Source organism: Chitinibacter tainanensis DSM 15459 (assembly GCF_000429785.1).
Lineage (GTDB): Bacteria > Pseudomonadota > Gammaproteobacteria > Burkholderiales > Chitinibacteraceae > Chitinibacter > Chitinibacter tainanensis.
The window spans coordinates 19700-41322 of the sequence record NZ_AUCN01000009.1 but is presented as its reverse complement, the minus strand read 5'-3'; the positions used below and the strand labels follow the sequence as shown (position 1 = coordinate 41322).

The 21623-nt window shown below is 56.3% G+C and carries 20 protein-coding genes; 11 read left to right on the top strand and 9 right to left on the bottom strand.

The window, feature by feature from the left end:
- Positions 1-21 precede the first annotated feature (21 nt).
- The 7 genes from G482_RS16850 (at position 22) to gntU (ending at position 7502) form a co-directional block, all read left to right on the top strand.
- Positions 22-1389: a murein hydrolase activator EnvC family protein gene (locus tag G482_RS16850; protein ID WP_051258637.1), complete on the top strand. Its 1368-nt coding sequence runs from the start codon at positions 22-24 to the stop codon at positions 1387-1389.
- 26 nt (positions 1390-1415) lie between these two features.
- Complete coding sequence (locus G482_RS0101260) at positions 1416-2858, top strand: S41 family peptidase (RefSeq protein WP_028448493.1); 1443 nt, start codon at positions 1416-1418, stop codon at positions 2856-2858.
- A 201-nt stretch (positions 2859-3059) separates the two neighbouring features.
- Positions 3060-3458, top strand: coding sequence for a hypothetical protein (locus G482_RS0101255; protein WP_028448492.1), 399 nt, complete (start codon positions 3060-3062; stop codon positions 3456-3458).
- Positions 3459-3615: 157 nt separating this feature from the next.
- The gene (locus G482_RS0101250; protein WP_211227545.1) at positions 3616-4419 is read left to right on the top strand and encodes a HesA/MoeB/ThiF family protein; all 804 of its coding nucleotides are present in this window, start codon (positions 3616-3618) and stop codon (positions 4417-4419) included.
- Positions 4416-5429: a substrate-binding domain-containing protein gene (locus G482_RS0101245; protein ID WP_028448490.1), complete on the top strand. Its 1014-nt coding sequence runs from the start codon at positions 4416-4418 to the stop codon at positions 5427-5429. Before G482_RS0101250 ends, G482_RS0101245 begins: the two co-directional genes overlap by 4 nt.
- A gap of 211 nt (positions 5430-5640) precedes the next feature.
- Positions 5641-6162 carry a gluconokinase gene (gntK, locus tag G482_RS0101240; protein ID WP_081986619.1) on the top strand — a complete coding sequence of 174 codons (522 nt, stop codon included), beginning with the start codon at positions 5641-5643 and terminating at the stop codon, positions 6160-6162.
- A 2-nt stretch (positions 6163-6164) separates the two neighbouring features.
- Positions 6165-7502 (top strand): gluconate transporter, encoded by a 1338-nt coding sequence (gene gntU, locus G482_RS0101235; protein WP_028448488.1) that lies wholly within the window; start codon positions 6165-6167, stop codon positions 7500-7502.
- A gap of 69 nt (positions 7503-7571) precedes the next feature.
- Here gntU and G482_RS20460 read toward each other — a convergent pair whose 3' ends face one another.
- Both G482_RS20460 and G482_RS16840 read right to left on the bottom strand, forming a co-directional pair.
- Positions 7572-8060, bottom strand: coding sequence for an FxDxF family PEP-CTERM protein (locus tag G482_RS20460; RefSeq protein ID WP_051258636.1), 489 nt, complete (start codon positions 8058-8060; stop codon positions 7572-7574).
- 133 nt (positions 8061-8193) lie between these two features.
- Positions 8194-8976 (bottom strand): TatD family hydrolase, encoded by a 783-nt coding sequence (locus G482_RS16840; RefSeq protein WP_051258719.1) that lies wholly within the window; start codon positions 8974-8976, stop codon positions 8194-8196.
- 84 nt (positions 8977-9060) lie between these two features.
- Between G482_RS16840 and G482_RS0101220 the strand changes: the two genes are divergently transcribed.
- Entirely contained in the window at positions 9061-10059 is a 999-nt protein-coding gene (locus G482_RS0101220) for a TerC family protein (RefSeq protein ID WP_028448486.1), read from the top strand.
- 104 nt (positions 10060-10163) lie between these two features.
- Here the strand turns inward: G482_RS0101220 and G482_RS0101210 are convergent, their stop codons facing one another.
- Positions 10164-11207, bottom strand: a complete 1044-nt coding sequence (locus G482_RS0101210; RefSeq protein WP_028448485.1) for a DUF475 domain-containing protein — start codon at positions 11205-11207, stop codon at positions 10164-10166.
- 209 nt (positions 11208-11416) lie between these two features.
- Between G482_RS0101210 and G482_RS16835 the strand changes: the two genes are divergently transcribed.
- Both G482_RS16835 and G482_RS0101200 read left to right on the top strand, forming a co-directional pair.
- Positions 11417-12274 carry a PIG-L deacetylase family protein gene (locus G482_RS16835; protein WP_051258635.1) on the top strand — a complete coding sequence of 286 codons (858 nt, stop codon included), beginning with the start codon at positions 11417-11419 and terminating at the stop codon, positions 12272-12274.
- A gap of 201 nt (positions 12275-12475) precedes the next feature.
- Positions 12476-12676 (top strand): hypothetical protein, encoded by a 201-nt coding sequence (locus G482_RS0101200; protein ID WP_028448484.1) that lies wholly within the window; start codon positions 12476-12478, stop codon positions 12674-12676.
- 46 nt (positions 12677-12722) lie between these two features.
- Here the strand turns inward: G482_RS0101200 and G482_RS16830 are convergent, their stop codons facing one another.
- From G482_RS16830 to coaD, 4 genes are all read right to left on the bottom strand, one after another.
- Entirely contained in the window at positions 12723-14174 is a 1452-nt protein-coding gene (locus tag G482_RS16830; protein ID WP_034618568.1) for an exonuclease domain-containing protein, read from the bottom strand.
- Positions 14175-14221: 47 nt separating this feature from the next.
- On the bottom strand, positions 14222-15160 hold the full coding sequence (locus G482_RS0101190) for a class I SAM-dependent methyltransferase (protein ID WP_028448483.1): 939 nt from the start codon (positions 15158-15160) through the stop codon (positions 14222-14224).
- Between the two features lie 114 nt (positions 15161-15274).
- Positions 15275-16489 (bottom strand): formate-dependent phosphoribosylglycinamide formyltransferase, encoded by a 1215-nt coding sequence (gene purT / locus G482_RS0101185; RefSeq protein WP_034618566.1) that lies wholly within the window; start codon positions 16487-16489, stop codon positions 15275-15277.
- Between the two features lie 68 nt (positions 16490-16557).
- Positions 16558-17055 carry a pantetheine-phosphate adenylyltransferase gene (gene coaD, locus G482_RS0101180; protein WP_028448481.1) on the bottom strand — a complete coding sequence of 166 codons (498 nt, stop codon included), beginning with the start codon at positions 17053-17055 and terminating at the stop codon, positions 16558-16560.
- A gap of 97 nt (positions 17056-17152) precedes the next feature.
- Here coaD and G482_RS0101175 point away from each other — a divergent pair, with 97 nt between their 5' ends.
- Positions 17153-18310: an ABC transporter substrate-binding protein gene (locus G482_RS0101175; RefSeq protein ID WP_051258634.1), complete on the top strand. Its 1158-nt coding sequence runs from the start codon at positions 17153-17155 to the stop codon at positions 18308-18310.
- A gap of 123 nt (positions 18311-18433) precedes the next feature.
- Here G482_RS0101175 and dnaJ read toward each other — a convergent pair whose 3' ends face one another.
- On the bottom strand, positions 18434-19552 hold the full coding sequence (dnaJ, locus tag G482_RS0101170; RefSeq protein WP_028448479.1) for a molecular chaperone DnaJ: 1119 nt from the start codon (positions 19550-19552) through the stop codon (positions 18434-18436).
- Positions 19553-19624: 72 nt separating this feature from the next.
- Positions 19625-21547 (bottom strand): molecular chaperone DnaK, encoded by a 1923-nt coding sequence (dnaK, locus tag G482_RS0101165; protein WP_028448478.1) that lies wholly within the window; start codon positions 21545-21547, stop codon positions 19625-19627.
- Positions 21548-21623 lie beyond the last annotated feature (76 nt).

Here is a 21623-nt window from a genome sequence, read left to right as displayed (position 1 = left end):
CCTCCCCTGACGGATCAACCGGTGCCACGACGTTTACTTGTTTCGCTGTTTTTTTTGCTCGCCACCCCGTTCGGGTTCGCGGCGGCTAAGCCGAGCCCAACCCCTAGCCAGAATGCGGTCAAAGACCGTGCAGCCAAACAGGCCGAGCTGAAAGACCTACGTGGGCAGATTCAGCAACTGCAAAAACAGCTCACCGCCAATGAGTCATCGCGCAGCGAAGCGGCCGATGCGCTCAAAGATTCCGAGCAAGCCATCTCCGAAGCCAATCGCGTCTTGCGTGAGCTAGCCCAACAGCGCGAGCTCACCAGCAATGAGCTGGCACGCCTCGAGGCCGACATTGCCCGCACCCGCACACACATTCGCGCCAGCCAAGATCGGCTGGGCCAGCTGTTGGCCAGTCGCTACAAAACCGGCCAGCTCGAAGCCTGGCGCCTGCTACTGAACCAAAAAGACCCCAACCAAGTTAGCCGTGACCTGACCTATTACAAACACCTCGCTCGTGCGCAACAGGCACTGGCCAAGCAGCTGGAAACCCAGCTTGGCGAGCTTAACCAGCTGGCGGAAGAAATCCGCCAGAAAAACGCCGAGCTGCAAGACATTGCCCGCAATAAACAACAGCAACGCGCCCTGCTGGTGAACGAACAGCAAGAAAAACAGGCGGTGGTCAGCAAATTATCTAAGCAGATTGCCGTGCAGCGCGACCAGATTGAAAAACTGGCAGCCGATGAAAAACGCCTCACCGCACTGACCGAACGCCTGAATGCCATCATTCGCCAGCAGGAAGCCGAGCGCGCCCGCCAGCTGGCCAAACAACGCGAAGAAGCGAAAAAACGTGCCGAGGCGCAAGCCAAGGCCAAAGCCGAACGCGCTGCGCGCCAAGCCATGAAAGAGCAAGCCGCCAAAGCCGCCGGTAAACCGATCCCAACGCCCGAACCCGAGCCGAAAGAAGAAAGCGGCAAAACCAATGAAGTCTTACCTGATCCGGCCCAGGCTGGCAGTAATTTCGCCGCACTCAAGGGCAAGCTAGCCCTGCCCGCCCGTGGCACGGTGATTGGCCGCTTTGGTGCACCACGTGGGGAAGGTGGCACCTGGAAAGGGGTGATGATCAAAGCCAACAACGGCCAAACCGTGCACGCGGTAGCCACCGGCCGGGTGGTGTTTGCCGACTGGCTGCGTGGCTTTGGCAATCTGCTGATTATTGACCATGGCGGCGGCTATATGAGCCTGTACGGCGGCAATGAAAGCCTGCTGAAACGGGTGGGCGATAGCGTTAAACCCGCCGATGTGATTGCTACCGTGGGCAACAGCGGTGGCATGGCAGAATCTGGCGTATACTTTGAAATCCGCTACAACAGCCGACCTCTGGACCCGCAACAGTGGGCCAAATAAACCCGAGACCACAGGAAAAAACAGGGATGTCCAACAAGCCATACAGCCGCTGGCAAAAAATCAGCCTTCTGGCGGCCGGTGCCGGCCTCGGCGCCGTACTGAGTTTGTCGTATAACGCCGTTGCCAATAAAGAAGCCGGCGGCAATCCACTGCCGATCGACGAGCTGCGCGCTTTCTCGACCGTGTTTGGCCTGATTAAACAAAGCTATGTCGAACCCGTTGAAGATAAAAAGCTGATCAACGAAGCGATTAAAGGCATGGTGACCGGGCTGGATCCGCATTCCAGCTATCTGGATGAAGAAGCCTTCAAAGATCTGAAAGAGAGCACCCAGGGCGAATTTGGCGGGCTGGGGCTGGAAGTGAATATGGAAGACGGGCTGGTGCGCATCGTATCGCCGATCGAAGACACCCCGGCCTTCCGCGCAGGTATCAAAGCCGGCGACTACATCATGAAAATCGATGACGCACAGGTGCAAGGCATGGCCTTGAACGAAGCGGTATCGAAAATGCGCGGTAAACCCGGCACCAGCGTGACGCTCACGATTCTGCGCAAAGGCGAATCCAAACCGCTGGTGATCAGCCTGAAACGCGCCATTATCAAAACCCAAAGCGTGAAATCCAAGCTAGCTGAGCCGGGTTATGGCTACATCCGCGTGACCCAATTCCAGGAAAAAACCACCGAAAACCTCGCGCTGTCCATTAACGAGCTGTACAAGGAAAACAAAGCGCCGCTGAAAGGCTTGGTGCTCGATCTGCGCAATGATCCGGGCGGCTTGCTGGATGGCGCAGTCGGTGTATCTGCGGCCTTCCTACCTAAAGACGTACTGGTGGTCTACACCGAGGGTCGCACCCCGGATGCGAAAATCCGCCTGACGGCCAATCCGCAGTTCTATCAGCGCGATGCCGGCAAAGATTATTTCAAAAACACCCCGAAAGAAGTCAAAACCGTACCGCTGGTGGTGCTGGTGAATGGCGGCTCGGCATCGGCGTCGGAAATCGTGGCTGGTGCCTTGCAAGATCACAAACGCGCACTGGTAGTCGGCACGCAAACCTTTGGTAAAGGCTCGGTACAGACGATTCTGCCGATTGATGCCAAGAGCGCGCTCAAGCTCACCACCGCTCGCTACTTCACGCCAAATGGCCGCTCAATTCAGGCCAAAGGCATCACCCCGGATATCGTGGTGGAAGACGCAACGCTAAATGGCAAAGAAGATAATGCCTTCCGCCTGCGCGAAGCGGATCTGGGCCGCCATCTGGATAACCCAACCGACAAAGATGCCGGCAAGGCCACACCAAGCCCAGCTGCCGCGCCGAAAGCGACGCCAAAACCGGTAGCAAAAGCGGCCAGCAGCAGCGAGAGCGAAGAAAATCCGCGCGAGTTGGCGCCTAAATCAGACTATCAGTTGCAGCAAGCCCTGAATGTACTGAAAGTGCAGCAGCTGTTACTGAATAAACCTGCTAGCAAGTAATCTGCACCACCCCACTCACACCCCTGCATACCCTGCAGGGGTGTTTTCATTTCAGGCATATCAATCAAGCCTGCCAGTCATATACCCCTTGCCCAGCTCAATCCATCCCACCACTGCACGACAAGTGCGAAAAAAAGGCTGCGAACCAATCCGAAAAGCGTTAATCTAAATCGACGATAAGGCTTATCGAGTGGGGGAAAAATGAAAACCAACGCTAACGATATCAAACATCGGGATATTGTATTCACTGCGCTGCCGCTGGATCAGGCCAGCCAAGCCATGCGCCTGCTCAAGCGCCTTGAGGGCATTCAGTGTCAGGCACATCCCGAGCAGCACAAAATCTCGCTGCAATACAATCTGAACCAGCATCGGCTGGTGGATCTGGAAGAGCGCCTGCAAGCGGCCGGCTTTCATCTGGACAACAGCATTTTGCAGAAAATTCTGCGGGCGCTCGCGCATTACAGCGAAGAAGTGCATCACGATAATCAGCACATCCCCGAACACAATGTAAAAAGCCGCGACGTCTACGCCAAAGTGTGGGAAAACCACCCGCACGGCGATCACGACGATACGCCAGAAGAACTGCGCCGCTATCTCTAGCCGCCGCACACCGCCAGCCCAGACTGGCCAGCATCGCCAAAGCCCGCCTAACGCGGGCCTTTTCTTGTCGGGGTTTCACTCTGCAGCCTGACTCAGCGCAAGCCGCCCGCCAGTGCACGCGGTATACTGCACAGATTGCCATCGATTGAGCTTACCCATGTCTGTTTGCCCTACCCGCGCGGCCCACGTAGAGCTGGATGATCAAGGCCTGTTGCGCTATAGCCGGCATATTTTGCTCGATGAGCTGGGCGTGGAGGGGCAAGAACGTATTTGCAGCGCGCATGTGCTGGTGATTGGCGCGGGCGGGCTGGGCTCACCGGTAGCTTTGTATCTGGCCAGCGCCGGCGTGGGTACGCTTACCATCGTGGATGACGATGTGGTGGATCTCACCAACCTGCAGCGACAAATCGTGCACACCGAAGCCCGGGTGGGGCAGAACAAAGCCTATTCGGCCCAGCAAACCTTGCAAGCGCTAAATCCACAAGTGCAGGTGCACGCGCTCGCCGAGCGCGCCACGCCTGCGCGACTGGCTGAGCTGGTGGCTGCAGCCGATGTGGTACTCGATTGCAGCGACAATTTCAGCACCCGCCATGCCCTGAATCGCGCCTGTGTGGCGGCGGGCAAACCGCTAGTGTCCGGCGCTGCCGTGCAATTTAGTGGCCAGATCACCACCTTTGCACTGCACGAAGCCGATGCGCCCTGCTATCACTGCCTGTTTGCTGAAGAAGGCGAAGACAGCGATAGCCCCTGCGCTACTTTTGGCGTTTTTGCGCCCCTGGTCGGCATCATCGGCACGGCGCAAGCCTCCGAAGCACTGAAACTCTTAAGCGGTTGCGGCGAAATCCTGCGCGGTCGCTTGCAGCTCTACGACGCCCGCACCGCCCGCTGGAAGGAAATGAAGTACCAACGTGATCCAGCCTGCCCAGTTTGCGCTCAGCGCCACGCTGGAGCGAGCCGATGAATCACCCCAGCGACAAGCCCCGCCGCCGCCCCACAATGCAAGATGTGGCCGAGCGGGTCGGCACCTCGAAAATGACCATCAGCCGCTATTTGCGCTCGCCCGATCTGGTGGCCACCGCCACCGCAGAGCGGATCGCCGCGGTGATGGCCGAGCTCGGTTATATCCCCAGCCGAGTACCGGAAATGCTGGCCAACGATCGCAGCCGTGCCATCGGCGTGCTGCTGCCATCGATTTCCAATCAGGTATTTTCTGCTGTGGCGCATGGCATCGAGGCCATCACCACGCCGGCGGGTTACCATGTTCTGTACGGCCACTATGGCTACGATCCCGCCGAAGAAGCCCGCCAGGTTGAGCAGCTATTGTCATTTCACATCGACGGCATTCTGCTCTCGGAAGCCCAGCACTTGGAGCGCACGCGCCAGATGCTGGCCGTCGCCGGTATTCCGGTGGTGGAAATGATGGATTTGCCGCCTGACCCCATCGATCAAGCGGTTGGCCTCGATCATCGGGCGGCCGCCGAGGCCATGGTGCAGGCGATGCTGGCCAGCGGCAAACGCCAAATCTGCTATCTGGCCGCCCGGCTCGATTCGCGCACCCAATTGCGCGCCGAGGGCTACCGCGCGGCGATGCAGGCCGCGGGCCTGCCCAGCCAGATTATCCAGACGGATCGGCCCTCCAGTTTTAGCTTGGGAGGCGAATTGTTACGCGAAGCACAGCGCCAATATCCGCAGCTGGATGGCCTATTTTGCACCAATGATGACATCGCCGCCGGCGCCCTGCTGGCGGCGCAAGCGCAAGGCCTTAAGATCCCCACCGAGCTTGCAATTGCCGGCGTTAATCAACTGGATATTGGCCAGGCCCTGCAACCGCGGCTGGCCAGTATCGTTACCCCACGCCGCCGAATCGGCGAACTAGCCGCCGAGCGGCTTTTGGCGCGGATCAACGGTGAAACTTTTTCCGCCCAAGTACAAGATGTGGGTTATGTGCTGGATATGGGCGGTAGCGTCTAACCACATACCCCTACTCTGTATAACCATCAAATCCAATCAATAAAAAGATTTGGTAGCAATACCTCGCATCATGCCAAATAGTAGTTTGCGCTAGATCAGATTTTTCACCGATTTCTTACTTGTATGTACTTCTCCCTATTGCCACTACAAATCGGCAACGGCAGAATGTTACCCATAACATGTTATCGGTAACAAACCGATGGGGGTCGATATGTCTTCACCACGTATTTATGTTTTGATGGGGGTCTCGGGCTGCGGTAAATCTGCCGTCGCGGCCCAGCTGGCGCACAATCTGCAAGCCGCCTTGCTCGATGGCGACTTTCTGCATCCGCGTGCCAATATCAACAAAATGGCGGCTGGCCAGCCGCTGAATGATGCCGATCGCGCGCCTTGGCTGGCGGCCATTAACGACGCAGCCTTTGCCATGCAGCGCACCAATACGCTGTCCTTTATTGTGTGCTCGGCACTGAAAAAGCAATATCGTGATCAATTGCGCGCGGGCAATCCCAATCTGCGCTTTGTCTTTCTGCACGGCCCGTTTGAAGTGATTGCCGAGCGCCTTGCTGCGCGCCAAGGCCATTTCCAGAAAACCGGCATGCTCGAATCGCAATTTGCCACCTTGGAAGTGCCCGGTGCCGATGAAGCCGATGTACTCCACATCGACATTACGCCCACCCTAGCTGAAGTGGTGGCCGCCGCCCAAGAGGCGATTGTTGCACAAGGAGAAGCCTGATCATGGATACCCTCACACTGATTTTTACCGCGCTGGGCTCGGTGCTATTGCTGCTCTTTTTGGTGATGAAAGCCCGCCTGCATGCCTTTGTGGCGCTGATGATCGTCTCGATCGGGGCCGGGATCTTCTCGGGCATGCCGGTCGATAAAATTGCCGATACCATGCAAAAAGGCATGGGCGGCACGCTGGGCTTTCTGGCGGTGGTGGTAGCGCTGGGCGCCATGTTTGGCAAAATCTTGCATGAAACCGGCGCACTGGATCAGATCGCGGTAAAACTACTCGACCATTTTGGCGAGCGCCGGGCCAATGTCGCTCTTGGGATTGCCGGCCTGATCTGTACCCTGCCGCTCTTCTTTGATGTCGCGATTGTGTTGCTGATCGGCGTGGTCTTCGCGGTAGCGCGGCGCACAGGCGGGAATGTGGTCAAACTGGCGATTCCACTCTTTGCCGGTGTCGCCGCCTCAGCCGCCTTCCTTTTACCCGGCCCCACCGCCATGCTGGTGGCCTCGCAGATGAAAGCCGACTTTGGCTGGATGATCTTGCTGGGCTTGGCAGCCGCCATTCCGGGCATGCTGCTGGCCGGGCCGCTGTATGGCAACTTCATTAGCCGCCATGTCACACTGACGATTCCCAACGATGTCAGCGAGCCGAGTCTGGGCAAAGGCCAGCTGCCATCATTCGGCTTTAGTGTGGCGCTGGTATTGTTCCCCTTGCTGCTGGTCGGTCTGAAAACGATTGTGGCGCGTTTTGTACCCGCCGATGGTCAGCTGTATGCCTGGCTGCAACTGATTGGCCACCCCTTCACCGCCATCCTCGCCGCCTGCTTGCTGGCCATTTACGGTCTAGCTCTGCGCCGGGGTATGAGCCGGGAAAAAGTCATGGAAGTCTGCAGCGCGGCGTTGCAGCCCGCCGGGATTATCCTGCTGGTGACCGGTGCTGGTGGGGTGTTCAAGCAAGTGCTAGTTGATTCAGGCGTCGGCCCCGCGCTGGGCAACGCCCTAATCGGCGCGGGCTTGCCAATCGCCATCGCCTGCTTTGTGCTGGCTGCTGCGGTGCGCGTCATTCAAGGCTCGGCCACCGTCGCCTGCCTCACAACCGTGGGCTTGGTGCTGCCGGTGATCGAACTGGCCGGTTTTAGCGGCGCCCAACTGGCTGCGCTCTCGATTTGTATTGCCGGTGGCTCGATTGTACTCAGCCACGTTAATGATTCGGGCTTCTGGCTATTTGGTAAATTCACCGGCGCCAATGAAGTCGAAACCCTCAAAACCTGGACGGTAATGGAAACCATACTGGGCAGCACAGGTGCGCTGGTTGGGATGGTGGCGTTTAGCGTGCTTTGAGAGGCAGATTGATTGCTGCAATAAAAAAACCGCCCAACAGGGCGGTTTTTTTATTAGGCGTCTGCCAAATTAGGCTTGGGCCGCCATTTTGCGACGACGCGCAGCCAGCAAGCCCACCAGACCTAGACCCATCAGCGCATAAGTTTCTGGCTCTGGAACTGGAGCTACGTTTGCATCCAGAGTGCCTTTCCAGCCTTGGAAACCGGCAACTACACCACGCACGCCAAAATAAATATTCCCAGGAGCATTCAAATTGATTGTGAAAGGCTTGCCCGCGGTTGAGAAAGTGTTTGAGTTCAGGTTCACTGTCTGAAACAGATAACGGGTTCCTTGCGCATCTGTAGTATAGATATCCAGATTAGCAAAATTACCCTGTTGGGCATTGATTGGGGTAAGTGCAAAGTTGATATTGTATGCGCCCGCTTTTGCTGCGCTACCAACTTGAACATCCCACCAGTCAAACGAACCACGTGGCACTGAAATATCATGCAATTTGGCTTGAGCCAGAGTTGAAACTGCTAACAAAGCGGCAGCAAGCACGGTTTTTTTCAAAGTCATCATATACTCCATAAGTAAATAATTAATTACTAACCGATTGATATTTAAACACTTTTTGTTTGGCCGCATTTAAACACCTTGTTTAATGCACGTCAACTTTCAGAAAGAGAAAGTTGCGAACTTTTATCGAACGCTACACACACTTGAGATGCAAAGCGCCAAATATTGCTGCGTGTTGAATCTGAGCAATGTCGAACACCGATTGTGCACGCAGCACAGCGAGGGTATTTGCGATCTCGCGCAGCTGCGCCGGCTCATTGCGCCCTGGCGGTGGGCCGGCGAGCCAGCTGGGGGGGATGTCGGGGGCGTCGGTTTCGAGCACGATGTGCTCAAGCGGCAAAGTCTGGGCGAGGCGGCGGATGCGTTGGGAGCCGCTGTAGGTCATGGCGCCACCAAAACCGAGGGCAAAACCCAGTTTGATAAATTCATACGCTTGCTGCTCGCTGCCGTTAAAAGCATGAGCGATGCCGCCCTTTACCCGCCATTTGCGCAGGTATTTCAGCACCTGATCCTGGCTGCGGCGGATATGCACGATCACCGGTAAATCAAAATCGCGCGCTAGTTTCAGCTGAGCTTCAAAAAGGGCAATTTGCCGGTTGGCATCGAGCCCCGGTACAAAAAAATCCAGCCCGATTTCCCCGACGGCAATCGCCTCACCCTGCGCTAGCTGCGCACGCAGTAAATCGAGATGCTCATCCCGATGTGTATGGACATAGATTGGATGTAGCCCGTAGGCGATCCACGCACCATACTGCACTTGCATCTGTCGCGTGCTGGCAAAGGTGGCGGCGCTAACGGCAGGTACTAGCCATTGCGTCACCCCGGCCGCGCGCGAGCGGGCCACCACGGCGTCGCGGTCGGCATCAAATTCGGGCGCATCCAAATGACAGTGACTGTCAATGAAACTAATTGGCATCGCATCACTCATAGTTAAGTTTGGCGCTTGGCGCCTTATACTGATGACAGTATTGAATATTCGCTAACAGGGTAAGGAAACGATATGGCATTTTTACTTGAACTGTGGGTCGGCTACCCTTTGTGGGTGTGGCTCATGTTCTTTGGCTTGGTGATTGGCCTGCTGGCCTTTGATCTGGGCGTATTACACAAAGATCAACACGAAATCTCCGTAAGCGAGAGCCTGAAGCTTTCGGCATTTTACATCGCAATGGGTCTGGCGTTTGGCGCTTGGCTGTGGTGGTATAAAGGCGCGACCGCGGGGATGGAATACATCACCGGCTATCTGATCGAGAAATCCCTCTCGATGGATAATGTATTTGTGATTGCCCTGATCTTTACCAGCCTGGGCGTGCCGCGCATGTATCAGCATCGCGTGCTGTTCTGGGGCATTTTGGGGGTGATCGTGATGCGCGCCATTATGATCGGCCTGGGTGCCGTGCTGGTGGCGAAATATCAGGCCGTGTTGGTGCTGTTTGGTGCCTTCCTGATCTTCACCGGGATCAAAATGCTGATGAGTGATGATGAACACGGCAAGCTGGAAGACAATAAATTCTACCAGTGGCTGCGCAGCCATATGCGCTTTACCCCGACGCTGCATGGCGAGAAATTCTGGGTGCGTGGCGAGGCGCATGGCCTGACGCCGGGCTGGTGGGCCACCCCGCTGTTCCTGACCCTGATTCTGGTAGAAACCGCCGATCTGGTGTTTGCGGTGGATAGTATCCCAGCCATTTTCGCGATTACTCAAGATCCGTTTATTGTCTACACCTCGAATATCTTCGCGATTCTGGGCTTGCGCGCGCTGTATTTCGCGCTGGCGGCGATGGTGCATCGCTTCCACTATCTGAAATACGCGCTCTCGGTGGTGCTGGTATTTATCGGTGTGAAAGTCGGCTTGGTGTATTTCAACCACGAAGGTTTGATCGACTTCAAGATTCCAACCGCCGTATCGTTGGGCGTAACTTTTGGCTTGCTGCTGGCGGGCGTGCTCTACTCGCTGTGGAAAACCCGCGGCGAGGCGATCCCAGAGCAGTCTACACATTAAGCACCGCGCTACTTCAACAAAAACCCCGCTTCGGCGGGGTTTTTGTTGGGCGCCAGCTTGATACCCCAACCGCGTATCAGCGTAAACGCCATATTAATTTAGGCTTACTGAGCAATACCCTTATCACGCACCAGCCATGAATGAATCGCCGCAATCACAATCAGCACAGCGGCTACGCCGCCAGTTACCGCCTCGGGAATATGCCAGCGCGCGGCCAGCAACATCACCGCCGCCAAAGCCCCAATCGCCCAGAAAGCGCCATGCTCCAGATATTTAAACGCCGTTAGTGTGCCTTTTTCAACCAGCATTAAGGTAAAGCTACGTACAAACATCGCGCCAATGCCTAGGCCAATGGCGATCAGAAAGATATTTTTGGTTAGCGCAAAGGCGCCCAGCACCCCATCAAACGAGAATGAGGCATCCAAAATCTCGAGATAGATAAAGCCGCCAATCCCGGTTTTGGCCGCAGCGCCAGCATCGCCAATCAGATCGCCCAGCCCATCCACCAACACATACACCAGCACCCCCCAGATACCGGCCTGCAAAAAGCGCAGCGCCTCGGCCACCGGCAAATGGCTGGCCAAGAGCAGCAGCACCAGCAATGCCACCAATACCGAGGCCATTTCCAGCTTGCCCAAATGCGCCAACAGCTGCTCAATCGGCTTAAACCAATGCGTGTCTTTTTCGTAATCGAGAAAGAAATTTAAAAACACCAGCAGCAAAAAAGCCCCGCCAAATGCGGTTACTTCGATATGTGCCGAAGTCAAAATCGCCGCATAACGCTCAGGCTGCAGCAGGGCCATGCTCAGCACATCACTAGCCGGCCAGTGCCCGCTGCTAAAGTAATCGTATAGCGAGACGGGCCCAGGCAGCGGCCAAAGCCCGGCAATCACCGCCACAATCACCAGCGGAAACACCACCCGCATGCCAAACACGGCAATCAGCATGCCCCAGAGCAAAAAGCGCCGCCGCCATTTTTCATCCCAATGCCGCAGCACTGAGGCATTCACCACCGCGTTGTCAAAACTCAGGCTGGTTTCCAGCAAAGCCAGATTAAATGCAATCCACAAACCGCCCCAGCCACCGATCAGCGCCGCCAGTCCCAAGCCCAGCAAAGTCACCATAAACGAAGAAGAAAAAAACCGCATGCGCTGTCCATCCTAAAGTCAGCCGTCATTATGCCGCATTTGCCCCCTGCCCCGCCGGCCGGCGCACGGGGCCAATCTCTGCGCCAGATCAGAATTGCTGTCACGAAAGTGGCAAAGCGCTTGGTCGGCTGGGATAGAGGCTCTATACTCTGCGGTATTGTTCGCGCGGCCCGCTCGCCGGCCGCCTCATTCAACTCTCGGAGCCTAGCATGAGCAACCCGTATCTCGCCCTCGTTCAAGCCCACCACGAATTGCTGCAAAAAGCCGACGCGCCTTTGTTTGCCGATCTGAGCACCCTGGGTAGCGCTGCCCAAGCAGTGGCCGCGGATGCGCCAGTCGCCATGATTTTTGCCCCGCACCCCGATGACGAATGCATTATCGGCGCACTGCCATTGCGCCTAGGTCGTGAAGCCGGCTTTAAAGTCTATAACGTGGCGGTGACTCAAGGCTCGAATCTGAAACGCCAGCCTGAGCGCTGGGCCGAGCTGAAAAATGCTTGCGATTATCTGGGCTGGGGCCTGCTGGAAACCATTCCGGGTGGTCTGATGAGCGTCACCACCAAAACCCGCAGCGAAGATCCTGCCGCTTGGGCCGAAAAAGTGGCCGTGGTGGCCGAAATCATTCGCCAACATCAACCGCAAGTGGTGGTATGCCCGCACGACAATGACTACCACTCAGCCCATATCGGCACTCACTATCTGGTGGTGGATGCGCTGAAAGCCGCCAACCACAGCTGTGTACTGGTACAAAGCGAATTCTGGCGCCAGATGGAAGCGCCTAATGCGCTGATCGCGACCAATCAGCAAGATACTGCCGATCTGATCGCCGCACTGGCTTGCCACGTGGAAGAAGTCCGTCGCAATCCATACCACCTGCGTCTGCCGGGCTGGATGGCCGACAATGTTCGCCGTGGCGCCGAAGTCTGTGGTGGCCAAGGTGCGGCGGCGCCAACCTTCTCGTTTGGCACGATTTATCACATTGGCCGCTTTGATGGTCAAGCCGTGGTGCCGACGAGCCAGAAATTCACCATCAGCGAAAGCGACGACATCAAGGCGGTACTGGCCTAAGCGCCACCCTGCACTGCACGCAACGCCCAAGCCAGCTGGTCTACCAGCTGGCTTTTTTTCGTCCAGCGAAAGCTGAAAGACAATAAATAGCCCCTGCTGATCCGAACTGCACCGCCACATCTGATACCAAACTGAACGTTGATACCAAAACCACGAAAGCAGATACTAAGACCCTAAATCGCTCTACTAGGGGTTTCCCGTATGCTCAGCCGAAAAATCGCCTTACTGGCGGCCGTGGTCGCCACCACCGCCGTAGCCAGCCTGGCCTCGCAATGGGTGGTGCCGCCAACACTGGGGACGCATAGCTGGTTTGATCATGCCCGTAGCGTGCCGCAAGTGGCCTGCTGGCCGGATGAAAGCGCCCAGGCGTGCTGGCGCCGGGCGGAGCACCGCCCCCATTAAACGCTAGGCGCACGATGCAGTGCCCCCGCACTCAGCGCAAGGCGGTTTATTCTGCCAGCGGTAGCTGCATCCCGGGCTGATACACCGTCAGCGCCAGTGGCTTGCGTAGCAAGGCACGAATCTGTTTGGACATATCCAGATCATAAGCGGGGTATGGCGCTGCAAGCAGCTCATCCAATTGACCCTGGCTTGATACTTCACCCAGGTATACCCACTGATCCAAGACCTGCCATACCGGCGCCCAGCTCGGGCCTTCGGCCAGCAAAATCGGCCCGCCATACGGCCACGGCGTGACTTTGTGTTTGGCCAGCGCGGCCAGCAAGCGGGCATTGTGCAGGCTCACCGGTTCGCGCCCCACACAGCCGCCACGGCAATCACCGGTGCTTAATGCCGAACACGGGCTTACCTCATTGCCTTTGCGCGGTTTTTCCAGCCCCAGCAGCTGTCGGCACAAACCCTGCCCTTTGGCGATGCGATTGAGGATATTTTGCGCCTCGCGTGCCCCGCGGAACGGGCCAAACAGCTCGCCATGCGGGCTGCGCAATTCGCCCAGCGTGATCAGCTGGGGCTGCAGCGGCGCCTCTGGCTGAGCTGGATTGAGCGTGAGCGACCACACCACCTGCGTTTGATCGGCTTTTTGCCGCGCCCCGGGATTAAAGCGGGGCTTGAGCTCGCGCAATAAGCGCTGTTCGCGCAGGCTAGCGCCCAGCTCGCCGCTGGTTTCGATCCAATCGATCCGCTGCAAGGCCGCTGCCAGCTGGGCGGCCTGCCCATCGGTGGCCTTTTTGCCAAAATGCTGCAAAATCCGCCGACGCAGATTACTCGCCGCGCCAACATACAGCGGCACATCGTTGGCGCCATAAAATAGATACACGCCGGCGGTATCGGGCAGATCATCCACCTGGCTTTCGTCCAGCTGCGGCGGCAAGGCCAGCGGGCGAATCAACTCATCAATCGCTTGCTGCACCCGCGCCGCGCCCAGCTCGACCACCGCGGCACTTAAAAACTGCTGCACCAGCTCGGCATCGGTCAGCGCGCGATGCCGCTCGCCGTTGTATTGCAGGCCATGACGGGCGATCAGTGCATCCAGGCTGTGCTTGAATTCATCGGGGTAAAGCTTGCGCGAGAGCTGCACGGTGCACAGCACTTTGGCCCGAAACGGCAGCCCCAGGCGCTGGAATTCATTGCGCAAAAAGGTGTAATCAAAGCGGGCATTGTGCGCGACAAAAATCCGCCCCTGCAGCTTGGCCAACAGCTCGCTCGCCACCGCGGCGAAGCGGGGCGCATCGCGCACCATGGCATCATCAATCCCGGTGAGCTGCTGAATAAACTGGGGTATCGGCTGCTCAGGGTTTACCAATGAGCTCCAGCGCTCAATACCCCCATCGGTATCGAGCTGCAAGAGCCCAATTTCGGTAATGCGATCGACCGCCGGCTTGGCGCCAGTGGTTTCCAGATCCAGCAGCACCAGCGGGGCCGGATAAATCGGGTGAGACATGCGACGTTCCATCCAGCATGGCAGGCCACGCGGCCAGCCAGCGGCCTTTAATCTTTAACGAAACGGAAACACTGGTGAATCCGCTTGTTGCGGAAATCTTCCGGCACCGATTGCGCCGTTAGATTTTCACAGCGGCCAACAAACATGGGGTCCAGCTCGAAACTGCGCAGATTATTCGAGAAATACAGCACCCCTTTGGGCGCCAATAGCGACAGACACGCTTCGATCAAAAAGGCGTGATCGCGCTGCACATCCAATACGCCCAGCATTTTTTTCGAATTGGAAAAGCTCGGCGGGTCCATCACGATCAGATCGTAGCGCTGCGGGCTGCAGGTGGCTTCGCGCAAAAACTCGAACACATCGGCGCGCACGCGCTGATGCACGGTTGGGTCCATGCCATTCAAGGCAAAATTGCGCCCCGCCCAATCCAGATAAGTATTGGATAAATCTACCGTGGTGGTGCTCGCCGCACCGCCCGCCGCGGCGTAAACACTAAAGGCGCCGGTATAGCTAAAGAGATTTAAAAAGCGTTTACCTGCCGCCTCCCCCATGACGCGTTTGCGCGTATTGCGGTGATCAAGAAACAGGCCGGTATCGAGATAGGCTTCGAGATTTACCTCGAATTTAAGGCCGTTTTCTTCCACCACAAAAAACTCGCCTGCGTCTTCCTGCTTTTCGTACTGGGTGAGGCCTTTCATCCGTTTACGGATTTTCAGTGCCACATGTTCCAGCGGCACTTCCAGCACTTCGGCAGTGGCGGCGTGGATCTGGTCGATCCACGTTGAATAATCTTCGTCGCTCTCAACCCAGCCGGTATCGAATTCCTGCAGGTGCACGCGATCGCCATACACATCCACAATCATCGGAAACTCAGGCACATCGCGATCATAAATGCGATAGCACTGCAGCCCTTGCCGGCGGGCCCATTTGCCCCAATGGCGGGCATTTTTGTTTAAACGATTACGATAACTGGCGAGATCCATGATGGTATGTGCACTGCAAACTATATAAGGCCGCAGTTTAACAGCTGCCCGCGTGCACTGGCGGGGAAAATGCAACAGCCCGGGCTAGCCGGGCTGTTTCGCTGCGCAAATCGGCCTTTAGGCCGTAGGCTCATCCGCCATCGACACCGGCTGCACGAGCCCGGCCGCCAGCTTGGCGCGATCGCGCGCCACATCGGTATCCGAACCAGCCGCCAGCGCCACGCCCATGCGGCGGCGCTCGAAGGCTTCGGGCTTACCAAACAGGCGCAAATCGCTGCGCGGTACCGCCAGCGCTGCTGCCACCCCATCAAAAGCGATGCCGCTTTCCTCCATCCGGCCATAAATCACGGCGCTGGCCGCTGGCTCGCGTTGGCTCACATCCACGGGCAAGCCCAAAATCGCGCGGGCATGCAGCTCGAATTCGGAAAAGTACTGGCTCATCAAGGTAACGAGGCCCGTATCGTGCGGACGTGGGCTCACTTCCGAGAACCAAACTTCATCGCCTTTCACAAACAGCTCAACCCCAAACAAACCACGGCCGCCCAGCGCGGTGGTGATTTTGCGTGCCATTTCTTGCGCACGCTGCAGGGCCAGCGGATTCATGCGCTGCGGCTGCCAGCTTTCAACATAATCGCCCTTCACCTGCACATGGCCGACCGGCGCGCAGAATGAAGTCAGGATGTCGTTGTCTTCGCCTTGTGAGCGCACGGTGAGCAGGGTGATTTCATATTCAAAATCGATAAAGCCTTCCACAATCACCCGGCCGTGATCCACACGGCTACCAGCTTGCGCGTATTGCCAAGCGGTCTCGACATCGGCGGCCGATTTAAGCAGCGATTGGCCTTTGCCCGACGAAGACATCACTGGTTTGACTAAGCACGGAAACCCAATCTCGGCACACGCGGCTTGCAACTCGGCCAGTGAGCTGGCAAAGCGATAAGGCGAAGTGGCCAAGCCCAGCTCTTCTGCCGCCAGCCGGCGAATACCTTCGCGGTTCATGGTGAGCTGTGTGGCCCGCGCAGTCGGGATAACCGTCGCCAAGCCATCGGCCTCAATGCGTACCAGCTCATCAGTGGCGATCGCCTCGATTTCCGGCACGATCAGATGCGGACGCTCGGCTTCCACCAACGCGCGCAAAGCTTGAGCGTCGCTCATATCAATGACGTGGCTGCGATGGGCGACTTGCATGCCCGGCGCATTGGGATAGCGATCCACTCCGATCACTTCGACCCCTAAGCGCTGCAAGGCGATAATGACTTCTTTGCCCAGCTCACCGCAGCCCAACAACATCACTTTGACGGCCGACGGGCTCAATGGCGTACCGATACGCATAGCGTTTTTCCTTATTCCAGCGACAATAAGGGCCACCCGCAGGCAGCCCAGTCGATATTCAATTCAGATTACTGCCCGACTTTGAGGCCATGCAAAAGGCGCATAAACACCGGGTCAGGCACATATTGTTTCACCACACTTTCCCAGCCCTGCGGGCCTACAAGGCCCTTGACCATGGTCGAGCTGATTTCCGCGATCTCGCGCGGTGGCATTAAAAAGATAGTATCAATGTGCGGCGCCAAATCGGCATTGACGTAACGCATTTTCCGCTCGAATTCGTAATCGGCTGCTTCGCGAATACCGCGCAAAATAAATTGCGCGCCCTGCTCGCGGGCGTAATCCACCAGAAAACGATTCTGAAATACCTCAACCCGCAGATTGGCAATCCCATTGGTGGTTTCACGCAACATCGACAGGCGCTCTTCGAGGCTGAAGGTGTATTTTTTGTCGGGATTTTCACCAATCGCGACGATCATTTCATCAAATAATTGCACCCCACGTTCAATCATCCACAAATGACCCTTGGTCACTGGATCGAAACTGCCGGCATAAACGCCTACGCGCATTGCAAAATCTCCGCGAAATTCAGCCAACACTATACCACCAGCCCACATTAATTTAAGATGAGCCGCATAGATTCACATGCAAAGGGGAGCGTGCATCGTGTTAAAAAAACTCATTATTGCGGCAAGTCTGGCCCTGGCTAGCGGCGCTCAAGCCGATATCAATATTGGCCAGTCTGTACCCACCACCGGGATCGCCGGCGAGACCGGCAAGGCCTTGGCACTGGGTGCTTCAATTTACTTTAACCAGGTAAATGGCCGTGGCGGCGTCAATGGCGAACAGATTAATCATCTGGTCCGCGATGATGGGGATGATCCGAAACGCACGTTGCAAAACACCCAAGATTTCATCGACAAAGAAAATGCCGTAGCGCTGATTTCCTACCACGGCACTGATAATGTCAATGCACTGATAAAAGCCAAAACCCTAGAAAACGCCGGGATTCCTTTGGTGGGCGTACACAGCGGGGCCGAGTTTTTGCGCAGCCCTGGCAGCCCGTATCTCTTTCACACGCGCGCCGGCTTTAACCAGGAAGCCGAGCGGATTGTGAAGCTCTTGACCGAAAACCTGGGGATTACCAAGTTTGGCGTACTGGCGCAAAAAGATGGTTTTGGTGAATCAGGCGTAGCCGCACTGAAAGCGGCGCTGGCCAAAAAACAGCTGAAACTGCAAGCCGAAGCCTGGTATGACCGCGCCAGTGGCGACACCAGCAAAGCGGCCAAAGATCTGGCCAAAGTTAATCCCGAAGTGGTGATTCTGGTGGCGCATACCAAGCCAGCGGCCACCTTTGTGGAAAATTACAAAAACAACGGCGGCACCTCGCAGCTGTACGCCTTCTCAGCCGTGCAGTTTGAAGACATCAGTAAACAGATTGGTAAGCGGACAGCCCACGGCCTCGGTATCAGCCAGGTGCTGCCCTACCCTTACAACACCCGTGCGCGCATCGTGCAAGAATTTCAGGATGATGTGTACGCCGAGCTAGGCTCGGGTATGTCGGGTAAGAAAGAATCGCTGGCCGCGATTTCTAAATACCCAAGCTATGCGATGCTGGAAGGCTATATTTCTGCGCGGATTATCGTGGAAGCACTGAAACGCGCCGGCAAATCACCGACACGAACAGCCGTTTACAATGCACTTGGCTCGCTCAATCGCTATGATCTGGGTGGCTTTGTGGTCGATTACACCGGCAACAAACGCAATGGCTCCAATTTTGGTGAGCTGACCATGATTTCACCGACGGGTGCGCTCACCCGCTAACGCCACGTGCTCAACAAAAAGGCCATTCTTGCGAATGGCCTTTTTTCTTGCTAGTGGGTAGATACCCACCAGCCGTATTACCCTGCAAAGTATTAAATAAAATACCCGCAGGGCAATACCCTATCAAGAAGCGAAGAAATCTTTTACCTTATCCATAAAAGATTTGGCGCGCGGATTGTGTTTATCCGAATCACCCTGGCTGATTTCTTCAAACTCTTTGAGCAGCTCTTTCTGGCGGCCAGTGAGTTTCACTGGGGTTTCCACCACCACGTGGCACATCAAATCGCCGGTAATCGCACTGCGCACACCTTTGATCCCTTTGCCACGCAGACGGAATACTTGCCCGGTTTGCGTTTCGGCCGGAATGGTGATGCGCGCTTTGCCCGACAGCGTTGGGATTTCGATTTCGCCGCCTAACGCCGCGCAGGCAAAGCTAATCGGCATTTCGCAATGCAGATCGTTGCCTTCGCGCTCGAACACCGCGTGCTGCTTGATGTGTGTAACGACGTACAGATCACCCGGTGGCCCGCCATTCACACCCGGCTCGCCCTCGCCCGACAGGCGAATGCGATCGCCCTCGTCCACCCCGGCCGGGATTTTCACCGCCAGCGTTTTGTGGGTGGAAACGCGGCCAGTGCCGTTACATTTACGGCAAGGATCCGGAATGTATTTACCCGTGCCATGACACGTTGGGCAGGTCTGCTGCAGGCTAAAGAAGCCTTGCGCCACGCGCACCTGGCCGTGGCCATTACACGTGTGGCAGGTTTTGGCCTCGGTACCTGGCTTGGCGCCCGTGCCGTGACAGCTATCACACTCTTCGTGCGATGGAATCTTGATCTGCTTTTCTACCCCACGCGCCGCTTCTTCCAGCGTGATTTCCATGTTGTAGCGCAGATCAGCGCCACGGTAGACATTACTGCGACCGCCACGACCACCACCGAAAATATCGCCAAAAATGTCGGCGAAATCGCCAAAGCCACCGCCACCAAAGCCGCCACCGCCCATGCCGGCCTGTGGGTCGACCCCGGCGTGGCCGTATTGATCGTAGGCTGCCCGTTTCTGGCTATCAGAGAGAATCTCGTAGGCTTCTTTGGCTTCCTTGAATTTCTCTTCGGCATCTTTGCTGTCCGGATTGCGGTCCGGATGGTATTTCATCGCCAGCTTGCGGTATGCCTTTTTGATTTCATCATCCGAGGCGTCACGATTTACGCCCAGGATGTCATAAAAATCTTTCTTTGCCATGCTGTTCACCTAAAGAAACAAAAAGGCACAGCCCGGCACCTGCGTGCCGGTTCTGTGCCCCTGAGCGGTTAATTACTTGTCTTTCACTTCGGTGAATTCGGCGTCAACCACGTTGCCGTCGTCTTTGCTATCGCCCGCGGCTTGTGCGCCTTCGGCACCGGCTTGCGCACCTGCTTGCTCGGCGTACATTTTCTCCGCGACTTTGTGGCTGGCTTTCATCAGCGCTTCGGTTTTCGCTTCGATGTCCGCTTTGTCGTCACCTTTTACCACGCCTTCCAGCGCAGTGATGGCGGCTTCGATTTCCACTTTTTCGTCAGCAGTCACTTTATCGCCGGCTTCAGACAGCATTTTCTTCACTTGGTGAATCATGCCTTCGCCTGCATTGCGGGCTTGCACCAGCTCAGCCAGTTTTTTGTCTTCTTCCGCATTCAGCTCAGCGTCTTTCACCATGGCCTGAATTTCAGCTTCAGACAGACCTGAAGAAGCCTGAATGGTGATCTTCGCTTCTTTGCCCGATGCTTTGTCTTTCGCGCTCACGTGCAAGATACCGTTGGCATCGATGTCGAAAGTTACTTCAATCTGTGGCACACCGCGTGGCGCTGGTGGAATATCACCCAGGTTGAACTGACCCAGCGATTTATTCGCCGAGGCTTTTTCACGCTCACCTTGCAGCACGTGAATGGTCACGGCGCTCTGGTTGTCTTCTGCGGTCGAGAAGGTTTGTGACGCTTTAGTCGGGATCGTGGTGTTTTTCTGGATCAGCTTGGTCAGCACGCCGCCCAGGGTTTCAATCCCCAGTGACAGTGGCGTCACGTCCAGCAGCAGGACGTCTTTACGATCGCCGCCCAGTACCGCACCTTGAATCGCTGCACCCACAGCAACGGCTTCGTCTGGATTCACGTCACGGCGTGGCTCTTTGCCGAAGAACTCTTTCACCGCGTCCATTACTTTTGGCATACGGGTTTGACCGCCGACCAAGATCACATCATCGATGTCGCTAGCTTTCAGGCCCGCATCTTTCAGGGCGATACGGCATGGCTCGATCGAACGGGTGATCAGGTCTTCAACCAGAGATTCAAATTTGGCGCGGGTGATTTTCAGCACCAAGTGTTTTGGACCGGTTGCATCCATGGTCACGTATGGCAGATTGATTTCGGTCTGCGCGCTAGAAGACAGTTCGATCTTGGCTTTTTCGGCCGCTTCTTTCAGGCGTTGCAGTGCCATCACGTCGTTTTTCAGATCGATGCCTTGCTCTTTCTTGAACTCGGCAATGATGTAGTCGATCAGACGTTGGTCGAAGTCTTCACCACCGAGGAAAGTATCACCGTTGGTGGCCAGCACTTCGAATTGTTTGTCGCCATCAACGTCAGCAATCTCGATGATCGACACGTCAAACGTACCACCGCCCAAGTCATAGACCGCGATCTTGCGATCGCCTTTTTCCATTTTGTCCATGCCGAATGCCAGCGCAGCAGCGGTTGGCTCGTTGATGATCCGTTTTACTTCCAGACCCGCGATGCGGCCGGCGTCTTTGGTGGCTTGACGTTGGCTATCGTTAAAGTAGGCCGGAACGGTAATCACCGCTTCGGTCACTTCTTCGCCCAAGTAATCTTCGGCGGTTTTTTTCATTTTGCGCAGCACTTCCGCAGAGATTTGCGGTGGTGCCATTTTTTTATCGCGCACCGAAACCCAAGCATCGCCGTTGTCGGCTTTGATGATTGAGAAAGGCATCAGATCGATGTCTTTTTGCACTTCTTTGTCTTCGAAGCGACGACCGATCAGACGTTTTACCGCGTACAGCGTGTTTTTCGGGTTAGTCACCGCTTGGCGTTTGGCAGGAGCACCCACCAGAATCTCGCCATCTTCCTGATAAGCGATGATCGATGGCGTAGTGCGCGCGCCTTCGGCGTTTTCGATTACTTTGGTCTGGCCATTTTCGATTACGGCCACACAGCTGTTGGTTGTACCCAGGTCAATACCAATAATTTTGCCCATTTTTCTTTCCTTCATCTCTAAATCCAGTGGCTTGATTCTGTTGTGATTAACGCCACCGGATGTTGTCAAATAACCA

What these genes read in the sequence shown, in the direction of transcription:
- dnaK (WP_028448478.1), bottom strand. Translation starts at nt 21,547, where the DNA reads ATGGGCAAAATTATTGGTATTGACCTGGGTACAACCAACAGCTGTGTG.
- G482_RS0101220 (WP_028448486.1), top strand. Translation starts at nt 9,061, where the DNA reads ATGGCATTTTTACTTGAACTGTGGGTCGGCTACCCTTTGTGGGTGTGG.
- G482_RS16840 (WP_051258719.1), bottom strand. Translation starts at nt 8,976, where the DNA reads ATGCCAATTAGTTTCATTGACAGTCACTGTCATTTGGATGCGCCCGAA.
- G482_RS0101210 (WP_028448485.1), bottom strand. Translation starts at nt 11,207, where the DNA reads ATGCGGTTTTTTTCTTCTTCGTTTATGGTGACTTTGCTGGGCTTGGGA.
- G482_RS0101245 (WP_028448490.1), top strand. Translation starts at nt 4,416, where the DNA reads ATGAATCACCCCAGCGACAAGCCCCGCCGCCGCCCCACAATGCAAGAT.
- G482_RS16830 (WP_034618568.1), bottom strand. Translation starts at nt 14,174, where the DNA reads ATGTCTCACCCGATTTATCCGGCCCCGCTGGTGCTGCTGGATCTGGAA.
- gntU (WP_028448488.1), top strand. Translation starts at nt 6,165, where the DNA reads ATGGATACCCTCACACTGATTTTTACCGCGCTGGGCTCGGTGCTATTG.
- gntK (WP_081986619.1), top strand. Translation starts at nt 5,641, where the DNA reads ATGTCTTCACCACGTATTTATGTTTTGATGGGGGTCTCGGGCTGCGGT.
- G482_RS0101255 (WP_028448492.1), top strand. Translation starts at nt 3,060, where the DNA reads ATGAAAACCAACGCTAACGATATCAAACATCGGGATATTGTATTCACT.
- G482_RS0101250 (WP_211227545.1), top strand. Translation starts at nt 3,616, where the DNA reads ATGTCTGTTTGCCCTACCCGCGCGGCCCACGTAGAGCTGGATGATCAA.
- G482_RS20460 (WP_051258636.1), bottom strand. Translation starts at nt 8,060, where the DNA reads ATGACTTTGAAAAAAACCGTGCTTGCTGCCGCTTTGTTAGCAGTTTCA.
- dnaJ (WP_028448479.1), bottom strand. Translation starts at nt 19,552, where the DNA reads ATGGCAAAGAAAGATTTTTATGACATCCTGGGCGTAAATCGTGACGCC.
- G482_RS0101260 (WP_028448493.1), top strand. Translation starts at nt 1,416, where the DNA reads ATGTCCAACAAGCCATACAGCCGCTGGCAAAAAATCAGCCTTCTGGCG.
- G482_RS16835 (WP_051258635.1), top strand. Translation starts at nt 11,417, where the DNA reads ATGAGCAACCCGTATCTCGCCCTCGTTCAAGCCCACCACGAATTGCTG.
- purT (WP_034618566.1), bottom strand. Translation starts at nt 16,489, where the DNA reads ATGCGTATCGGTACGCCATTGAGCCCGTCGGCCGTCAAAGTGATGTTG.
- coaD (WP_028448481.1), bottom strand. Translation starts at nt 17,055, where the DNA reads ATGCGCGTAGGCGTTTATGCCGGCAGTTTCGATCCAGTGACCAAGGGT.
- G482_RS0101200 (WP_028448484.1), top strand. Translation starts at nt 12,476, where the DNA reads ATGCTCAGCCGAAAAATCGCCTTACTGGCGGCCGTGGTCGCCACCACC.